Annotated in this window: 15 protein-coding genes and 1 tRNA gene; 5 read left to right on the top strand and 11 right to left on the bottom strand. The window is 70.6% G+C overall.

The window, feature by feature from the left end:
- The first annotated feature begins 139 nt into the window (after positions 1-139).
- Complete coding sequence (pknB, locus tag IE134_RS06495; protein WP_098016480.1) at positions 140-2,116, top strand: Stk1 family PASTA domain-containing Ser/Thr kinase; 1,977 nt, start codon at positions 140-142, stop codon at positions 2,114-2,116.
- A 92-nt stretch (positions 2,117-2,208) separates the two neighbouring features.
- On the opposite strand, the gene IE134_RS06490 is transcribed toward pknB, so the two are convergent.
- The 6 genes from IE134_RS06490 to IE134_RS06465 all read right to left on the bottom strand — a co-directional run bounded on the left by IE134_RS06490 (position 2,209) and on the right by IE134_RS06465 (position 6,726).
- Complete coding sequence (locus IE134_RS06490) at positions 2,209-2,946, bottom strand: class E sortase (protein WP_189429816.1); 738 nt, start codon at positions 2,944-2,946, stop codon at positions 2,209-2,211.
- A gap of 25 nt (positions 2,947-2,971) precedes the next feature.
- Positions 2,972-4,306, bottom strand: coding sequence for a class E sortase (locus IE134_RS06485; protein WP_189429814.1), 1,335 nt, complete (start codon positions 4,304-4,306; stop codon positions 2,972-2,974).
- Positions 4,303-4,941, bottom strand: coding sequence for an aminodeoxychorismate/anthranilate synthase component II (locus IE134_RS06480; RefSeq protein ID WP_030707465.1), 639 nt, complete (start codon positions 4,939-4,941; stop codon positions 4,303-4,305). Before IE134_RS06480 ends, IE134_RS06485 begins: the two co-directional genes overlap by 4 nt.
- Positions 4,938-5,126, bottom strand: coding sequence for a hypothetical protein (locus IE134_RS06475; protein ID WP_010060377.1), 189 nt, complete (start codon positions 5,124-5,126; stop codon positions 4,938-4,940). Before IE134_RS06475 ends, IE134_RS06480 begins: the two co-directional genes overlap by 4 nt.
- Before the next feature lie 94 nt (positions 5,127-5,220).
- Complete coding sequence (locus IE134_RS06470) at positions 5,221-5,916, bottom strand: class E sortase (RefSeq protein ID WP_098016483.1); 696 nt, start codon at positions 5,914-5,916, stop codon at positions 5,221-5,223.
- 42 nt (positions 5,917-5,958) lie between these two features.
- Positions 5,959-6,726, bottom strand: coding sequence for a DUF881 domain-containing protein (locus tag IE134_RS06465; protein WP_172593814.1), 768 nt, complete (start codon positions 6,724-6,726; stop codon positions 5,959-5,961).
- A 151-nt stretch (positions 6,727-6,877) separates the two neighbouring features.
- Here IE134_RS06465 and crgA point away from each other — a divergent pair, with 151 nt between their 5' ends.
- Positions 6,878-7,132 carry a cell division protein CrgA gene (gene crgA, locus IE134_RS06460; RefSeq protein WP_003967902.1) on the top strand — a complete coding sequence of 85 codons (255 nt, stop codon included), beginning with the start codon at positions 6,878-6,880 and terminating at the stop codon, positions 7,130-7,132.
- 334 nt (positions 7,133-7,466) lie between these two features.
- Here crgA and IE134_RS06455 read toward each other — a convergent pair whose 3' ends face one another.
- Both IE134_RS06455 and IE134_RS06450 read right to left on the bottom strand, forming a co-directional pair.
- Entirely contained in the window at positions 7,467-8,369 is a 903-nt protein-coding gene (locus IE134_RS06455; RefSeq protein ID WP_030707460.1) for a rhomboid family intramembrane serine protease, read from the bottom strand.
- 169 nt (positions 8,370-8,538) lie between these two features.
- A complete protein-coding gene (locus IE134_RS06450) occupies positions 8,539-9,066 on the bottom strand; it encodes a peptidylprolyl isomerase (protein ID WP_030707459.1) in 528 nt (175 codons plus the stop codon).
- 281 nt (positions 9,067-9,347) lie between these two features.
- Here IE134_RS06450 and IE134_RS06445 point away from each other — a divergent pair, with 281 nt between their 5' ends.
- On the top strand, positions 9,348-10,058 hold the full coding sequence (locus IE134_RS06445) for a DUF5324 family protein (protein ID WP_010060389.1): 711 nt from the start codon (positions 9,348-9,350) through the stop codon (positions 10,056-10,058).
- Between the two features lie 109 nt (positions 10,059-10,167).
- On the opposite strand, the gene IE134_RS06440 is transcribed toward IE134_RS06445, so the two are convergent.
- Both IE134_RS06440 and IE134_RS06435 read right to left on the bottom strand, forming a co-directional pair.
- Positions 10,168-10,752, bottom strand: coding sequence for a TerD family protein (locus IE134_RS06440; RefSeq protein ID WP_010060390.1), 585 nt, complete (start codon positions 10,750-10,752; stop codon positions 10,168-10,170).
- A 116-nt stretch (positions 10,753-10,868) separates the two neighbouring features.
- A tRNA-Ala gene (locus tag IE134_RS06435) sits at positions 10,869-10,941 on the bottom strand.
- A 135-nt stretch (positions 10,942-11,076) separates the two neighbouring features.
- On the opposite strand from IE134_RS06435, the gene IE134_RS06430 reads away from it, so the two are divergent.
- Positions 11,077-11,625, top strand: coding sequence for a helix-turn-helix domain-containing protein (locus IE134_RS06430; protein WP_010060391.1), 549 nt, complete (start codon positions 11,077-11,079; stop codon positions 11,623-11,625).
- A 147-nt stretch (positions 11,626-11,772) separates the two neighbouring features.
- The gene (locus tag IE134_RS06425; protein WP_098016484.1) at positions 11,773-13,155 is read left to right on the top strand and encodes a serine/threonine protein kinase; all 1,383 of its coding nucleotides are present in this window, start codon (positions 11,773-11,775) and stop codon (positions 13,153-13,155) included.
- A gap of 39 nt (positions 13,156-13,194) precedes the next feature.
- On the opposite strand, the gene IE134_RS06420 is transcribed toward IE134_RS06425, so the two are convergent.
- Positions 13,195-14,523 (bottom strand): hypothetical protein, encoded by a 1,329-nt coding sequence (locus tag IE134_RS06420; protein WP_098016529.1) that lies wholly within the window; start codon positions 14,521-14,523, stop codon positions 13,195-13,197.
- Positions 14,524-14,918 lie beyond the last annotated feature (395 nt).

Here is a 14,918-nt window from a genome sequence, read left to right as displayed (position 1 = left end):
CATCGCATACCGGTCGGATATCGGCTGACGGGTGCGGGCTGATCACGTCACCCGTGCCCGGTAGCGTATGCGCGAACAGCGCACCGCCGCGGACCACACACGGGTGCGGTCGGGACTGACGGAGAGGGCTGGAACAGTTATGGAAGAGCCGCGTCGCCTCGGCGGCCGGTACGAGCTGGGCTCGGTGCTCGGCCGTGGTGGCATGGCCGAGGTCTACCTCGCCCACGACACCCGGCTCGGCCGCACCGTAGCGGTGAAGACGCTGCGGGCCGATCTGGCACGTGACCCGTCGTTCCAGGCCCGGTTCCGCCGAGAGGCCCAGTCGGCCGCCTCGCTCAACCACCCCGCGATCGTCGCCGTGTACGACACCGGCGAGGACTACGTCGACGGGGTCTCCATCCCGTACATCGTGATGGAGTACGTCGACGGGTCGACGCTGCGGGAGCTGCTGCACTCCGGCCGCAGGCTGCTCCCCGAGCGCACGCTGGAGATGACGGTCGGCATCCTCCAGGCCCTGGAGTACTCGCACCGCGCCCAGATCGTCCACCGCGACATCAAGCCGGCGAACGTCATGCTGACGCGCACCGGCCAGGTCAAGGTCATGGACTTCGGCATCGCCCGCGCCATGGGCGACTCCGGAATGACCATGACGCAGACCGCCGCGGTCATCGGGACCGCCCAGTACCTCTCCCCGGAGCAGGCCAAGGGCGAGCAGGTCGACGCGCGCTCCGACCTCTACTCCACCGGCTGTCTGCTCTACGAGCTGCTCGCCGTGCGGCCCCCGTTCGTCGGAGACTCACCCGTCGCGGTGGCCTACCAGCACGTCCGCGAGGAGCCGCAGCCGCCGAGCAACTTCGACCCCGAGATCACGCCCGAGATGGACGCGATCGTGTTGAAGGCGCTCACCAAGGACCCGGACTACCGCTACCAGTCCGCCGACGAGATGCGCGCCGACATCGAGGCCTGCCTCGACGGCCAGCCGGTCGCGGCCACGGCGGCGATGGGCGCCGCGGGGTACGGGGGCTACGACGGCTACAACCCCGACCAGCCCACCACCGCCCTGCGCCCGACCGATCCGAACAACGCGCAGACCTCGATGCTGCCGCCGGTCAACCCGGACGACGGCGGCTACGGCTACGACGACCGCCAGGGCCGCCGACGCCAGCAGAAGAAGAGCAACACCTCGACGATCCTGCTGGTCGTCGCGGGCATCCTGGTGCTCATCGGCGCGATCCTGATCGGCCGGGTGATCTTCTCCGACAACGGGGGCGACGACCAGGTCAAGGCCCCGAATCTGGTGGGCTCCACGCTTGAGGAGGCGCAGACGCTCGCGTCCAGAACCGGCGTCACCGTGACCAAGGGCGCCGACGAGCCGTGCGAGCAGCAGGAGAAGGGCCAGATCTGCTCCCAGGACCCGTCGCCCGACGCGATGATGGACAAGGACGGCACCGTCACGGTCGTCGTCTCGTCCGGAGCGCCGCAGATCGAGGTCCCCAACGTCCTGGAGAAGTCCGAGGACGGCGCCCGTGAGGTCCTGGAAGGAGACGGCTTCTCGGTCAACGTCACCACGGCGGAGTCCGACGAACCCGAGGGGACGGTGATCAAGCAGAACCCCAAGGGCGGCCAGAAGGCCGACGAGGAGTCCGAGGTCACCATCACGATCGCCAAGAAGACGACCGACCCGATGCCCGACGTGCGCACCCGGCAGTACGACGCCGCCGTCGCGCAGCTCAACCAGCTCGGGTTCACCAACGTCTCACGGACCGACGTCGACTCGGACAAGCCGGCCGGCGAGGTCATCGAGCAGACCCCGGCGGGCCCGAGCAACCAGGCCAAGGACGTGCAGATCGTCCTGAAGGTCTCCAAGGGCCCGGCCCAGCCGGAGAAGGTCCAGATCCCCGGTGACCTCGGCGGCAAGTCGTACCAGGACGCGAAGGGCCAGCTGGAGGGGCTCGGCTTCGTGGTCCAGCTCGCCCAGGGTTCGGTCGACAAGCCGGACGCCCGGGTGATCACCAGCAACCCGGCGCCGAACACCGAGGCGGACAAGGGCAGCACCGTCACCCTCATCACCATCGAGGGCGGCGGGGGCGGCCTCTTCGGAGGCCCGGGCGGCTGAGCCGCCGCCCGCCCCGCGGCGTACGGCGAAGGGCCCCGGTCACCACGATGGTGACCGGGGCCCTTCCCGCGTACGGGGGCCGCGACGAGGGCTCAGCCCAGCAGCTCCACCGGCTTCGTACGGTCCTTGTCGACCTTCTCCGTACGCTCCAGCTCGCCCCACACGATGTACCGGTACTTCGAGGTGTAGACCGGGGTGCAGGTCGTCAGCGTGATGTAGCGCCCGGGCTTCTTGACGCCCGACTCCTCCGGGACCGGCTGGATGACGTCGACGTTGAACTTCGAGGTCTCGGGGAGCGTCTTGTAGACCTTGTAGACGTACCAGGTGTCCTTGGTCTCGAAGACGACCGGATCGCCGTTCTTCAGCTTGTGGATGTTGTGGAACTTCGCGCCGTGCCCGTCGCGGTGCGCGGCCAGCGTGAAGTTGCCCTCGTCGTCCCAGGGGAGGGCCGACTCGACGGGGTCGGTGTAGTAGCCGGCGATGCCGTTGTTGAGGTTCTTGGGGTCGGTGCCCTTCTTGACCAGCACCTCGCCGTTCTTCATGGCGGGCGCGTGCAGGAAGCCGATGCCGTCCTTGGTGTCCAGCGCGCCCGGACCGTCCGCCCACTTGCTGCGGACCGTGTCGCCCTGCCGGTCTGCCTCGCGGTCGGCGAGCACGTTGGTCCACCACAGGGAGTAGACGACGAACAGCGCGAGCACCAGGCCCGCGGTGATGAGCAGTTCGCCGAAGACGCTGACGGCCGTCGCCACGGGGTGGCGGACGCGGCGGCGTGCCGGGGGCGGGGACGCGGACGTGTCGGTCCGCTCGTCGTGCTCGGTCCTCGCTGCCACCGCACCGTCCCTGTCGTGAGGATGTTCAGCCGACGAGCGCGTCGGGCTTCCCCTCGCTGCGTGGCCGTTCGTCGACCATCTTGCCCCAGACGATCAGCCGGTAGGTACTCGTGAATTCCGGCGTGCAGGTCGTCAGCGTGAGGTATCTGCCCGGCTTCGTGAACCCGGAACCGACCGGGATCGGCTCGATCACCGAGATGTTCGACGGCGAGGTCTGCGGGAGGATCTGGGCCATCTCGTACGTGTAGTACGCGTCCCGGGTCTCGACCACGATCGGGTCGCCGCGCTGGAGCTTGTTGATGTAGCGGAACGGTTCGCCATGGGTGTTGCGGTGACCCGCCACGGAGAAGTTGCCCTGCTTGTCGGAGGGCATCGCCGTCTTGAGCTTGCCCTCGCCGTAGTGGCCGATCATCCCCCGGTCGAGGACCTTCTCCTTGTCGATGCCCTCGGCGATCGGGGCGACGACGTCCAGCTTGGGGATGTGCATGATCGCGAAGCCCTCGCCGGGCGCGAACACCCCTGGCGTGCGGTCGCCGTTGGCCCATTCGTCCTGGATCCGGTTCGTCTCCTTGCCGGCGATCTGGTCGGCGCGGATGTTGGTCCACCACAGCTGGTAGGTGACGAACAGCAGCATCAGGACGCCCAGCGAGATGAACACCTCGCCGACCGCCCGGCTGGCGATGACCGCCGGGCTGTCCTTCGCCGCCCGCGCCGCGCGCCGGGCCTCCACGCGGGACATCGGCACCGCGGCGGCCGGGGCGGGCTTCTGCTCCGGGGCCGTCCCCGGGCGGCGACGCCCGCGCCCCTTGGCCGCCCGCCGCCGCTCGGCCCGCCCGCCGGGGGCGGGAGCGGGGTCGGGGTCGGGCTCCGTCTCCGGCGGTATGCGGGCGAGCACTTCGGTACGCGGTTCGGCGTGGAGGTCGGGTGTGTCCGGAACCGGGGCCGGTGCCGGGGCCGGTGCCGGGGCCGGAGCCCGCTCCTCGGCCGGGGGCACCGGGTCCGCCGGGGAGGCCAGGTCTGCCGGGGCCATGCGCGCAGACGGCTCCTGAGGCCCGTACCAGTCGCGTTGGTACCCGGCGGGGTCGTACCACTCGTTCGGGGCTCCCTGGGGCTGCTGAGGCCCTTGAGGAGGCGCTTGGCGGGGCGCGTACCCGGTGTCGTACGAGGACGGCGCCGCGGGTTCCGCCGCCGGGACGGTGTCCGACCGGAACCACGGCGACGTGTGCCCGCCGGGCAGCGGATCGTTGAGCGGATCCGCGAGACCGTCCACCGCCGCCACGAACGCGCCGTCGGTCCCGTACGCCCCGTGCGCGTCGGGGCCTTCCGGTCCGGCGGCGTGCCCGGGGCGGCCTGCGGTCACGCGGCGGCCTTGCCCACCACCGGCGCGAGCCCCGCCGAGCGCGCGACGGCCCCCTGGTCTCCGCACTGCTCCAGCCAGTTGGCGAGCATCAGGTGGCCGTGTTCGGTGAGCACCGACTCGGGGTGGAACTGCACGCCCTCCACCGCCCGGTCGCGGTGGCGCAGCCCCATGATGATGCCGTCCGCGGTGCGGGCGGTGACCTCCAGCTCGGGGGGCAGCTCGCCGGGTTCGGCGGCGAGCGAGTGGTAGCGCGTCGCCGTGAAGGGGGACGGCAGCCCGGTGAAGACGCCCTTGCCCTCGTGGGTCACGGGGGAGGTCTTGCCGTGCAGCAACTCCGGGGCCCGGTCGACGACACCGCCGTACGCCACCGCCATCGACTGCATCCCCAGGCAGACGCCGAAGACCGGAACGCCGGTGTCCGCGCAGTGGCGCACCATCTCGACGCAGACGCCGGCCTGCTCGGGCGTACCGGGGCCGGGCGAGAGCAGGACGCCGTCGAAGCCGTCCTGGGCGTGGGCGGGGGTCACCTCGTCGTTGCGCAGCACCTCGCACTCGGCACCGAGCTGGTACAGATACTGGACGAGGTTGAAGACGAAGCTGTCGTAGTTGTCCACGACGAGGATGCGTGCGGTCACTGGCCGGCTCCTGCTCCACCGGCGCTCGCGCCGTCGACGGTCACATCACCGAACGGGAGCAGCGGCTCCGCCCACGGGAACACGTACTGGAACAGTGCGTAGACGACCGCCAGAATCAGCGCGAGCGCGATGATGCTCCGCACCCATGCGTTGCCCGGCAGATGCCGCCAGATCCAGCCGTACATGCTGACCCCTCCATTCGGTACCCGCACCAGACTAGAGGGCCGCGGCAGAAGCGTGGGTCCGCTGGGGAAAACCACGAGTCGTGGCCGCCCCGGCTCAGTCGGCGAGCTCCGGCGGCTTCCCCTCGCTCACCGGCCGCGTGGCGTCCAGATGCGCCCAGGCGATCAGCCGGTGGCTGCTGCCCCACTCCGGTTCGCACGTGGTGAGGGTCAGATAGCGGCCGTCACTCTCGAAGCCGGAGCCGCGGGGCACGGGGTCGACGACGGCGGTGTCGGTGGGCACGGTCCGGTAGGGCCTCTTCGCGATGCGGTACGTGAACCAGGTCGTCCCGTCGTTGACGACGACCGCGTCCCCGGGCCGCAGTTTCGGGAAGTCCTTGAACGGGTCGCCGTACGTCCGCCGGTGGCCGGCCACCGCGAAGTTGCCCGTATCGCCGGGGCGGGCGGTTCCGCTGTAGTGCCCGAGCCCCTTCTGCAAGGTCCTGACCTCGGTGTTCTCCAGGACGGGCCACTCCCAGCCGGAGCCGAAGCGGGGGATGTGCATCGTCGCGAAGGGCTTTCCGTCGCGGTACGGGGCCGGGGCGGACGGCTCAGTGGAAGCGGAAGGGGGCGGCGGGGCCGGGGCCACGGGTTCGCGCGCCCACCGGCTCTGGAGGGTGTCGATCTCGCCCTCGGCCGCGTCGGCCGCTTTCACGCCGGTCCAGAACAGGAAGTAGACGACGAAGAGGACGATCAGCGCGCCCACGGTGATGCAGAGTTCGCTGAAGGTCCTGACGACGAGTCGCACCGACACCGGACCGGCCTCCCCGGGGTTCAGCTGGCGCTCGGCCAGGGCTCACTCCACAGGCTGTGCGTAGTGGAGATCCACTGTGCCCGAGTACCCGGGAAGAGTCACCGCCTCGTCCTCGTCGACTTTCCAGCCGAGCCCGTACGCCTTCACGTACAGCAGGTAGTTCTGGATCGCGGTGGAGCTGTTGAGCGCCTGCTTGAGCTTTCCGGGGTCGCCGACCGCGGTGACCTTGTACGGCGGGGAGTAGACGCGGCCCTGGAGGATCAGGGTGTTGCCGACGCAGCGGACCGCGCTGGTGGAGATCAGCCGCTGGTCCATCACCTGGATTCCGCGTGCCCCGCCCTGCCACAGCGCGTTCACCACGGCCTGCAGGTCCTGCTGGTGGATGACCAGGTCGTTGGGCTGGGGCTCGGGGTAGCCGGGGTTGGCGGTGGCGTCGGGAGGCGCGTCGTTGAGGGTCACGCTGACGGAGTCACCGGTGATCTTCGTCGTGCCGGCAGCCTGCTCCAGCGCCTTCAGCTTGGCGTCCTCGGCCTCGGTGGAGCCGTCGTCGCGCTGGGCGAGGGCGTCGATCTGGGCGCGCACGGAGGCGGCCGAATCGTTCAGCTCGGCGTTCTTCTCACTGCGCTCCCTGATCAGGTCGGAGAGCTTGAGGAGCGAGGAGTCACTGCGCAGATTGGTGCCCTTGGCCGTGTTGGCACTGGTGACGAAGATGAGTCCGGCCAGGGCGAAAACCGCAGCGGTGAGCCCCCGGACCGCCCACACGGAGGTGCGCCGGGCCGGGCCTTCGGGGGAGTCGGCAGAATTGCTCAACGTACCCTTATCTCATCAGGCGCCAGGGAAGCACTACGCTAACGGACGCTCGGGGGAGGCAGCATTCCCCCTGGCATCCCCTGGCACCCGCCCCCGGCGCCCGCCACAGATCCCTGCGCGGTCACGCAGCGCATCGACAGGAGAGTCCCTCGTGCCGAAGTCACGTATCCGCAAGAAGGCCGACTTCACGCCGCCCCCGGCGAAGCAGGCAACGGCCATCAAGCTGACCAACCGCAGCTGGGTCGCTCCGGTGATGCTGGCCCTGTTCCTCATCGGGCTGGCCTGGATCGTGGTGTTCTACGTGACCGAAGGCGATCTGCCGGTCGACGCCCTGGGCAACTGGAACATCGTGGTCGGCTTCGGCTTCATCGCCGGCGGCTTCGCCGTGTCGACCCAGTGGAAGTAGCGGACCCTTTCCGCTGCGTCGCCCCCGGCCCGTACGCGCGCCTGTAGCTGGTCGACGCTCTCCCGCGCAAGCCTTGCCCTGAGTTACCCACAGAGTTATCCACAGCCGGGGGAAAAGGTCAGACGATCTGTGGATAACCTCCACTGAAGTTGACGCCGGTGTGACTGCAGCCTCCCTCGTCGAGGGGGGCTGCAGCCCGTTGTCCGGGCGGAAAAACCCAGCTCAGCGACAAGGGGCACACATGTTCCTCTTGCCATGCACAAGATTCCGCGCACACTGTGGACAACTTCGGTCCGGCTGGGGGTGAAGAGCCCCTTCTCACCGGCCATTCCGCTCAGGTGAGCGCCAGCGTCCGGGCGACGATGATCCCGAGGGACGCCAGCAGGACGAGCGCACAGGTGCCGGTCTGCACCGCCGTACGCCGCTCGCGCGGGGCGTGGACCATGCCGACGGCGATGGCGACGCCCGCGATCAGACCACCGACGTGCGCCTCCCAGGCGATACCGCCCCAGGTGAAGGTGAAGACCAGGTTCAGCGCCAGCAGTACGAGGACCGGGCGCATGTCGTAGTTCATGCGGCGCATCAGGACGGCGGTCGCGCCGAAGAGGCCGTAGACCGCTCCGGAGGCACCGAGCGAGGGCTGGTTCTGCGCGGCGATCAGATAGGTCAGCGCGCTGCCGGCGAACCCGGACAGCAGGTAGAGGGCGAGATAGCGGGACCGGCCGAGCGCCGCCTCCAGCTGTCCGCCGAGCCACCAGAGCCCCAGCATGTTGAACCCGAGGTGCACCACTTCCTGGTGCAGGAACATCGAGGTCACCAGGCGGTACCACTGCCCCTCGGCGACGCCTTCGACGGCCCCCGGCGGCGGGCTCGGGTCCCACGCCCGGCCGAGCAGCGTCAGATCGCCCACCAGCCCGGGGCGGACGGTGACGAGGAGGAAGACGGCCAGATTGATGCCGAGCAGGACCTTGGTGACCAGGCGCGGATCGGCGGCCACCGAGCCGCCCGCCAGCGTGCGCGGCCGGCTGGCCGCCGGGTGGTGCCCGGTGCCCGAGCCCTGGCGTACGCAGTCGGGGCACTGGAAGCCGACCGAGGCGCTGACCATGCACTCGGGGCAGACCGGACGCTCGCAGCGCGTACAGCTGATGCCGGTCTCGCGGTCGGGATGGCGGTAGCAGGTCGGCGTCGGCACACCGCTTCCCGCGGCGGCACGGTCTCCCGGCGGCTGCTGGTCCATCGGTCCTGGCCTGCCTCTCGGTCCTCGGTCCTCGTCGCTCGGGCGGCGGCACGGACAGGACCGTCCCGCTCGTCCGCTATGTATGACTACGGACGGGCGGGGCGGTTGGTTCCCACGGGGATCCCCCAGGGACGCGGGGATACCCGCAGGGCCGGGTGCGTGCGGGCCGTCAGCGGGTCTCGACGACCACGGACTCGATGACCACGTCCTGGAGCGGGCGGTCCGTGCGCGGGTTGGTCGGGGTGGCCGCGATGGCGTCGACGACCTTCCGGCCCGCGTCGTCGGCCACCTCGCCGAAGATGGTGTGCTTGCCGGTCAGCCAGGCGGTCGGCGAGACGGTCAGGAAGAACTGCGAACCGTTGGTCCCCGGCCCCGCGTTGGCCATGGCCAGCAGATACGGCTTGGTGAACGCCAGCTCCGGGTGGAACTCGTCGGCGAACTTGTAGCCGGGCCCGCCGGTGCCGTTGCCCAGCGGATCGCCGCCCTGGATCATGAAACCGCTGATGACACGGTGGAAGACCGTGCCGTCGTACAGCGGGTCCGTAGAGGTCTCACCGGTCTCCGGGTTGACCCACTCGCGCTGCCCGGTGGCCAGTTCCACGAAGTTCTTCACCGTCTTGGGGGCGTGGAACGGCAGCAGCCGGATCTCGATGTCCCCCCGGTTGGTCTTCAAGGTGGCGTAAAGCTGCTCGGCCACGATCTTGCCTTCCTCTTCCCTCGCCTGCCGTCAAATCCTTCGCTGACGTCCGGCGATCCTCCCACGGACCGGGAAACGTACGGCCGGATGCCGGGCGAACCGGCGCGTTCACCGCCGAACCATGGCATTGTCGTCGGCACACTTCACATGAACCGTTTTGACCGCAAATGACGATCATGACCCGGATGCCCGTCCCGCATGCCGGGCATGGACTCAACAGGCATGATTTTGGACTGGGCGGACAGGCGGAGTACCTACCCGCCACCAAGGAGGAGGATCTCGTGACCCGCATCGACAGCGTGCGCGCCGCAACCGACTCGGCGAAGGACAGCGCGCAGCACGCCGCGGAAGTGGTGGCGCCCTACGCCGAAACAGCCAAGGACCAGGCGGCCCACCTCGCGCACGAGGCGCGCGTACGACTCGCGCCCAAGGTGACGAAGGCGGCCCAGCAGGCCCGTGTCCAGTACGCGTCCCACCTCGCGCCGCGACTGGAGCAGGCCCGTACGCACGTGCCGCCCCGGGTCGACGAGGCCGCGCACCGCGCCGCGGTCTCGACCCGGAAGGCCGCGCGGAGCGCCGCCGACTACACCGCACCGCGCGTCGAGCACGCCCGCGCGGTGGCCCTGCCCGTCGCCGAGCAGGCGTCCGCCCGCAGCGCGGCCGCCCTGGCCGCGCTGCGTACGCAGGTGACGGCCAAGGAAATCCAGAAGCTGGCCCGGAAGCACCAGCGGCGGGCCAAGGCCGGCCGAGCCGCGAAGGGGTTCCTGGTGCTGGGCGTCCTGGCGGGCGGCGCGTACGCCGCCTGGCGCTGGTGGGACAAGCAGGCCAACCCGGACTGGCTGGTCGAGCCGCCCGTCGCCACCGAGGTGGGCGACGAGCGTTCGCCGCTCAGCTCGGTCGACGGCAGCCCGCGCGCCGACCTCGACCCGGAGGTCGAGGCCAAGCAGGCGGAGGCCGAAGGGGACACCCCGGGCCTCGACGACCGTCCCTGACAGCCCGGCAGGCTGACAGGACAGCAGGACGAACGCGGCCGGGGAAACCGCTCAGGCGGTTTCCCCGGCCGCGTTCGCGTGTGCCCACCAACGCATACGGAGGGGACGACTACCGGCTGACGGCGAACCGCATCAGGGCGTGCTCGTCGCCCTGCTTGATCTTCCCGGTCTCGTTGATCACCTGGAGCTTCCAGCCCGCGCCCTCACGGATCGCCTTGGCGACGGCGACGCCGTTGTCCTGGGTGAGCATGCTCGGCCAGATGTCGGCGACCTGCTGCGAGCTCCCGCCCGTCGCGTCGTACACCTTGAAGCTGATGTTGCGCGCGTTGCTGAACGAGCTGCGCTTCTTGTAGGCCGCCGCGATGAAGACGATCGACGTGATGTTCGAAGGGATCCTGGCGAACTCGACGGTCACCGTCTCGTCGTCGCCGTCACCGTGCCCGGTCTGGTTGTCCCCGCTGTGCACCAGCGAGCCGTTGCCCAGCGGGTCGAGGGAGTCCAGGCCGGCCAGCCGCACCGGGTCGCCGCCCTGCAGCGCGATGGCGATCAGGTCGAGGTCCGTACCGGCCTTCTGCCGGATCTTCCCCATCAGGCCGCCGCTGCTCCCGACGGTCGGGTCCCAGGACGCTCCGATGGTCAGGTGCGTCACTCCGCCCAGGTCCGCCGGGCCGTCTTCCTTCGTCAACGTGATCATGCCTGAGTCCTTTGTGGCTCGACTGTTTATGTATGAAGTGTGCCTGGTGCAGCGGCGGCGGAACGCAAAAGAACCCCTCCAACCACGTTTCCGCAGGTTGGAGGGGTTCAATCAAGTGGAGCCTAGGAGATTCGAACTCCTGACATCTGCCTTGCAAAGGCAGCGCTCTACCAACTGAGCTAAGGCCCCGGGTCACCGTCGGGAACAGAGTACCGGGTACACCCCGGGTTCTTCCAAAAGGATAGGGACTCCCGGGGAACGACCACGCTCCGTAAGATGCTCGCAAGGTTCGCAGCAGCGAAGCCGCAGCGATGGGGAGACGCCATGGACGCAGCGCAACAAGAGGCGACGGCAAGAGCCAGAGAGCTTCAACGCAGTTGGTACGGAGAGCCGTTGGGGGCGCTCTTCCGTCGGCTGATCGATGATCTCGGCCTGAACCAGGCCCGGCTGGCCGCCGTTCTCGGGCTCTCCGCCCCGATGCTCTCGCAGCTGATGAGCGGCCAGCGAGCCAAGATCGGGAACCCCGCGGTGGTCCAGCGCGTCCAGGCCCTTCAGGAGCTGGCGGGCCAGGTGGCCGACGGCAGTGTCAGCGCGGGCGAGGCCACCGACCGCATGGAGGAGATCAAGAAGTCGCAGGGCGGCTCCGTCCTCACCGCGACCGGCCAGACCACCTCCACCGGCGGCGCTCCCACCGTCCGCCGTGTGGTGCGCGAGATCCAGTCCCTGCTGCGGTCGGTCGCGGCGGCCGGCGACATCATCGATGCCGCGGACGCCCTCGCCCCGACCCACCCGGAGCTGGCAGAGTTCCTCAAGGTGTACGGCGCGGGACGCACCTCGGACGCGGTCGCCCACTACGAGGGGCACCAGAGCTAGCACGCACCGACGGAAGCACGACGGAGCCAGGGCACGCGCACCGCGCAGCGCCCTGGTGCCGGCAGGACACGGGTCCGGACACCGGGACCGGAGACGGGCCGCGGCGGACGCCGCGGCACCCTACGAACGGGGAGCGGGCGCAGCGCAATGGGTGAGGTCTTCGCCGGTCGGTACGAGCTGATCGATCCGATCGGACGCGGTGGGGTCGGCGCGGTCTGGCGGGCCTGGGACCACCGCCGCCGCCGGTACGTCGCGGCCAAGGTGCTCCAGCAGAGCGACGCGCACACGCTGCTGCGCTTCGTCCGCGAGCAGGCGCTGCGCATCGAGCACCCGCACGTGCTGGCCCCGGCCAGTTGGGCCGCCGACGACGACAAGGTCCTGTTCACCATGGACCTGGTGAGCGGCGGCTCGCTCGCCCATGTCATCGGCGACTACGGCCCGTTGCCCCCGCGCTTCGTCTGCCTGCTGCTGGACCAGCTGCTATCCGGCCTCTCCACGGTGCACGCCGAAGGGGTGGTGCACCGCGACATCAAGCCCGCCAACATCCTGATGGAGGCGACCGGTACGGGCCGGCCGCATCTGCGCCTGTCCGACTTCGGCATCTCGATGCGCAAGGGCGAACCCCGGCTGACCGAGACCAACTACGTGGTCGGTACGCCCGGTTACTTCGCCCCCGAGCAGATGATGGGCGCCGAGCCCGACTTTCCCGCGGACCTCTTCGCGGTCGGCCTGGTCGCGCTGTACCTCATCCAGGGCCAGAAGCCGGACGCCCAGGCGCTGGTGGAGCACTTCGCCACGCACGGCACCCCGGGCGCCCCCGAGGGCATTCCCGAGCCGCTGTGGCAGGTTCTCGCCGGTCTGCTCCAGCCCGACCCGCACGCCCGGTTCCGTACGGCCACGGGCGCGCGCAAGGCCCTGACCGCGGCGGTCGAGATGCTGCCCGAAGCCGGCCCGGACGACGAGCCGGTGGAGGTGTTCGACCAGATCGGGCCGCTGCCCGAGGGATTCGGCCCCGACGGGCCCGTCACCGCCCCGCCGGAGCCCCCGCAGCAGCCGTCCGACCGGCAGGCCCCCGCCCCGCCGCCCGTCTCGATGTCGGAGACGGGCAGCTTCCACCTCGCGCCGCCCCCTGCGGCCTCGCAGCCCTCCGCGGCCTCGCCCGGTGTCGCACCGCCACAGCAACAGCCTTACCAGCAACCGGGATTGCAGCAGCCGGGTTTCCAGCAGCCGCCGTCCGCGCCGTACGCCGCGGACGCGCCGCCCGCGTACGCCGTCGGCGCGCCGGACCCCTCCCAGGCGCCGACCTCCGGCGTACCGCACGATCCCTCCGCCACCCGCCCCTACACCGCCCAACAGCACCAGCAGCACCAGCAGTTCCCCCCGGTGCCCGCCCCGCCGGTGCAGCACGCCGCGCCCCACCCGCCCGTACGGCGCACGCGCCCGGGACCGCCCCCGAAGGTGGCCGTCCCGGTGCTGGTGGTGGCGCTGATCTGCTTCGCGGTCGGGATCTGGGCCCTCACCCAGGTCTGACGGGCCCGCACCGCCGAAGGAAGCCCCGCCGGCGTACGGCTACCAGCCCTGCGCCGGCGGCTGGTGGCCCCCACCGGCCGGGTGACCGGCGGCCGACGCGCGGCGACGGGCCAGCAGGGTCCAGACGCCCAGACCGAGCACCAGCACCGATCCCGTGCCGATCCCGGCCGCGGCGACCACGGTCATCGGGCCGCTCTTCGCGGCCTGTTCGGCGTTCTGTCCCTTCCGAGCCACTTCCCGGTCCTGGTCGGTGACGCCGAAGACCCCGGCGTCACCCTCGTACGGGGATTCCTCGGCCTGGTTCTTCACCTGGACCGACAGCTCGAACGGGATCGGCTCGGCGCCGTAGGTCTCCTTCAGCTTCGGGCTGAGGGAGACCGACAGGTAGTACCAGCCCGCGAAGCGCATGGCGCTGACCTGGGAGGAGGGGTCGAACCGGTTGCGGTAGGCCACCGGCGGCAGCGGCCGCAGGGATGCGGACGCGGGTCCTCCGGAGTACGAGAGCGTGGCGTCGGAGACCAGCCCCTGGGCGGGGTTGGCCAGCGACAGCGTGAGCGCACTGCCGACGAACTCCTTGGTGGCACTTGTGCTGTTGGAGAGCCCGGCGGAGGCGTAGAGCTGCTGTCCCCAGTCGACCGGCACCCGGTAGAAGCGGGTCTGCCCGGGGGCGACGGTGTCCTGCCAGCGGCCGTTCTCCAGGCTGGTCGCCTCGGAGAACCCGGCCCCGCCGGACCGCTTCTGCTGCTTCCCTGTCAGCGGCTTCGCCGAGGCGGAGGGCCAGCTCTCGGGGGCCTCGGTCGGCATGGACGTACCGCTCCTGAGCTTCGGCTCCTGGAGGAAGCGCAGCTCCAGGTTCCAGGCCTCCGGACTGGAGGTGTCCTTGCTCTCGCGCTCGACGAGGACGTCGTACGGTCCGCCCTCCTGGCAGGTGCTGCCACCCTCCTCGACGGTCCGGGAGGCGTACGCGGTGATGGGACGGGCGTACGCGCCGGAGCCGAAGTTGGCCTGCCCCGAGTCGCACTGGGTGTCGTCGGTCTCCCGGAGGCTGACGGTGATGCCGTCGCCGTAGGCGACCGCGCCGCCGTCGCCGGGCACCGCGACCGCCGAGACATAGGCGGCGGAGGCGTCGTCCAGCGTGACCCGGTAGTAGAGCTTCTCGCCCGGCTCGATCGAGCTGCGGTACGGAACGCCCTCGTCCAGCGTGGACGCCTCGACGTTGGTCGCCGCGCCCTGCACGTTCTTCGCGTCGGGGTCGAACGCGTACACCCCGGGGCCCGCCGCGTGGGCCTGCCCCGGCAGGACCGCCGCCGCGCACATCGCCGCGAGTGCCGCGGCCGTCACCCGGCCCCTGTTGCGCTGCCTGTTCACGCGCTTCCCCTCGTCGTCCTCGCTCACCGGCACCCCTCGGCCGCTCAGCCGCGGCGGCCACGGCTGCTGCTGCCGCTACGGCGGCGGACGAGGAGGAGCCCTCCCGCCGCGACGACCAGGGCGCCCGCCCCGGCAGCGGCCACGATGCCGGTCCATCCTGCCCCGCCCGCACCGCCGCTGTCTCCGGCCCCAGCCGGATTACCCCTCTTGTCCGCGTTCTTCCCGGACCCCACCTGACTCTTCGCTCAAGCAATCTAGAGATTCGCTTGAGTGAACTCAAGGTCGGTGCGTCACGGGTCCGCACCAGCGAAAGGGGCCGACGCATCGGCGCCGGCCCCGGGCAGCACGAAGCCCCGGCCGCTCAGCGACCGGGGCCCGTAACAGACTGCGTCGTC

Source organism: Streptomyces rubiginosohelvolus (assembly GCF_014649875.1).
Lineage (GTDB): Bacteria > Actinomycetota > Actinomycetes > Streptomycetales > Streptomycetaceae > Streptomyces > Streptomyces rubiginosohelvolus.
The sequence above is the reverse complement of the archived record's forward strand: the minus strand, read 5'-3'. Positions and strand labels throughout refer to the sequence as shown.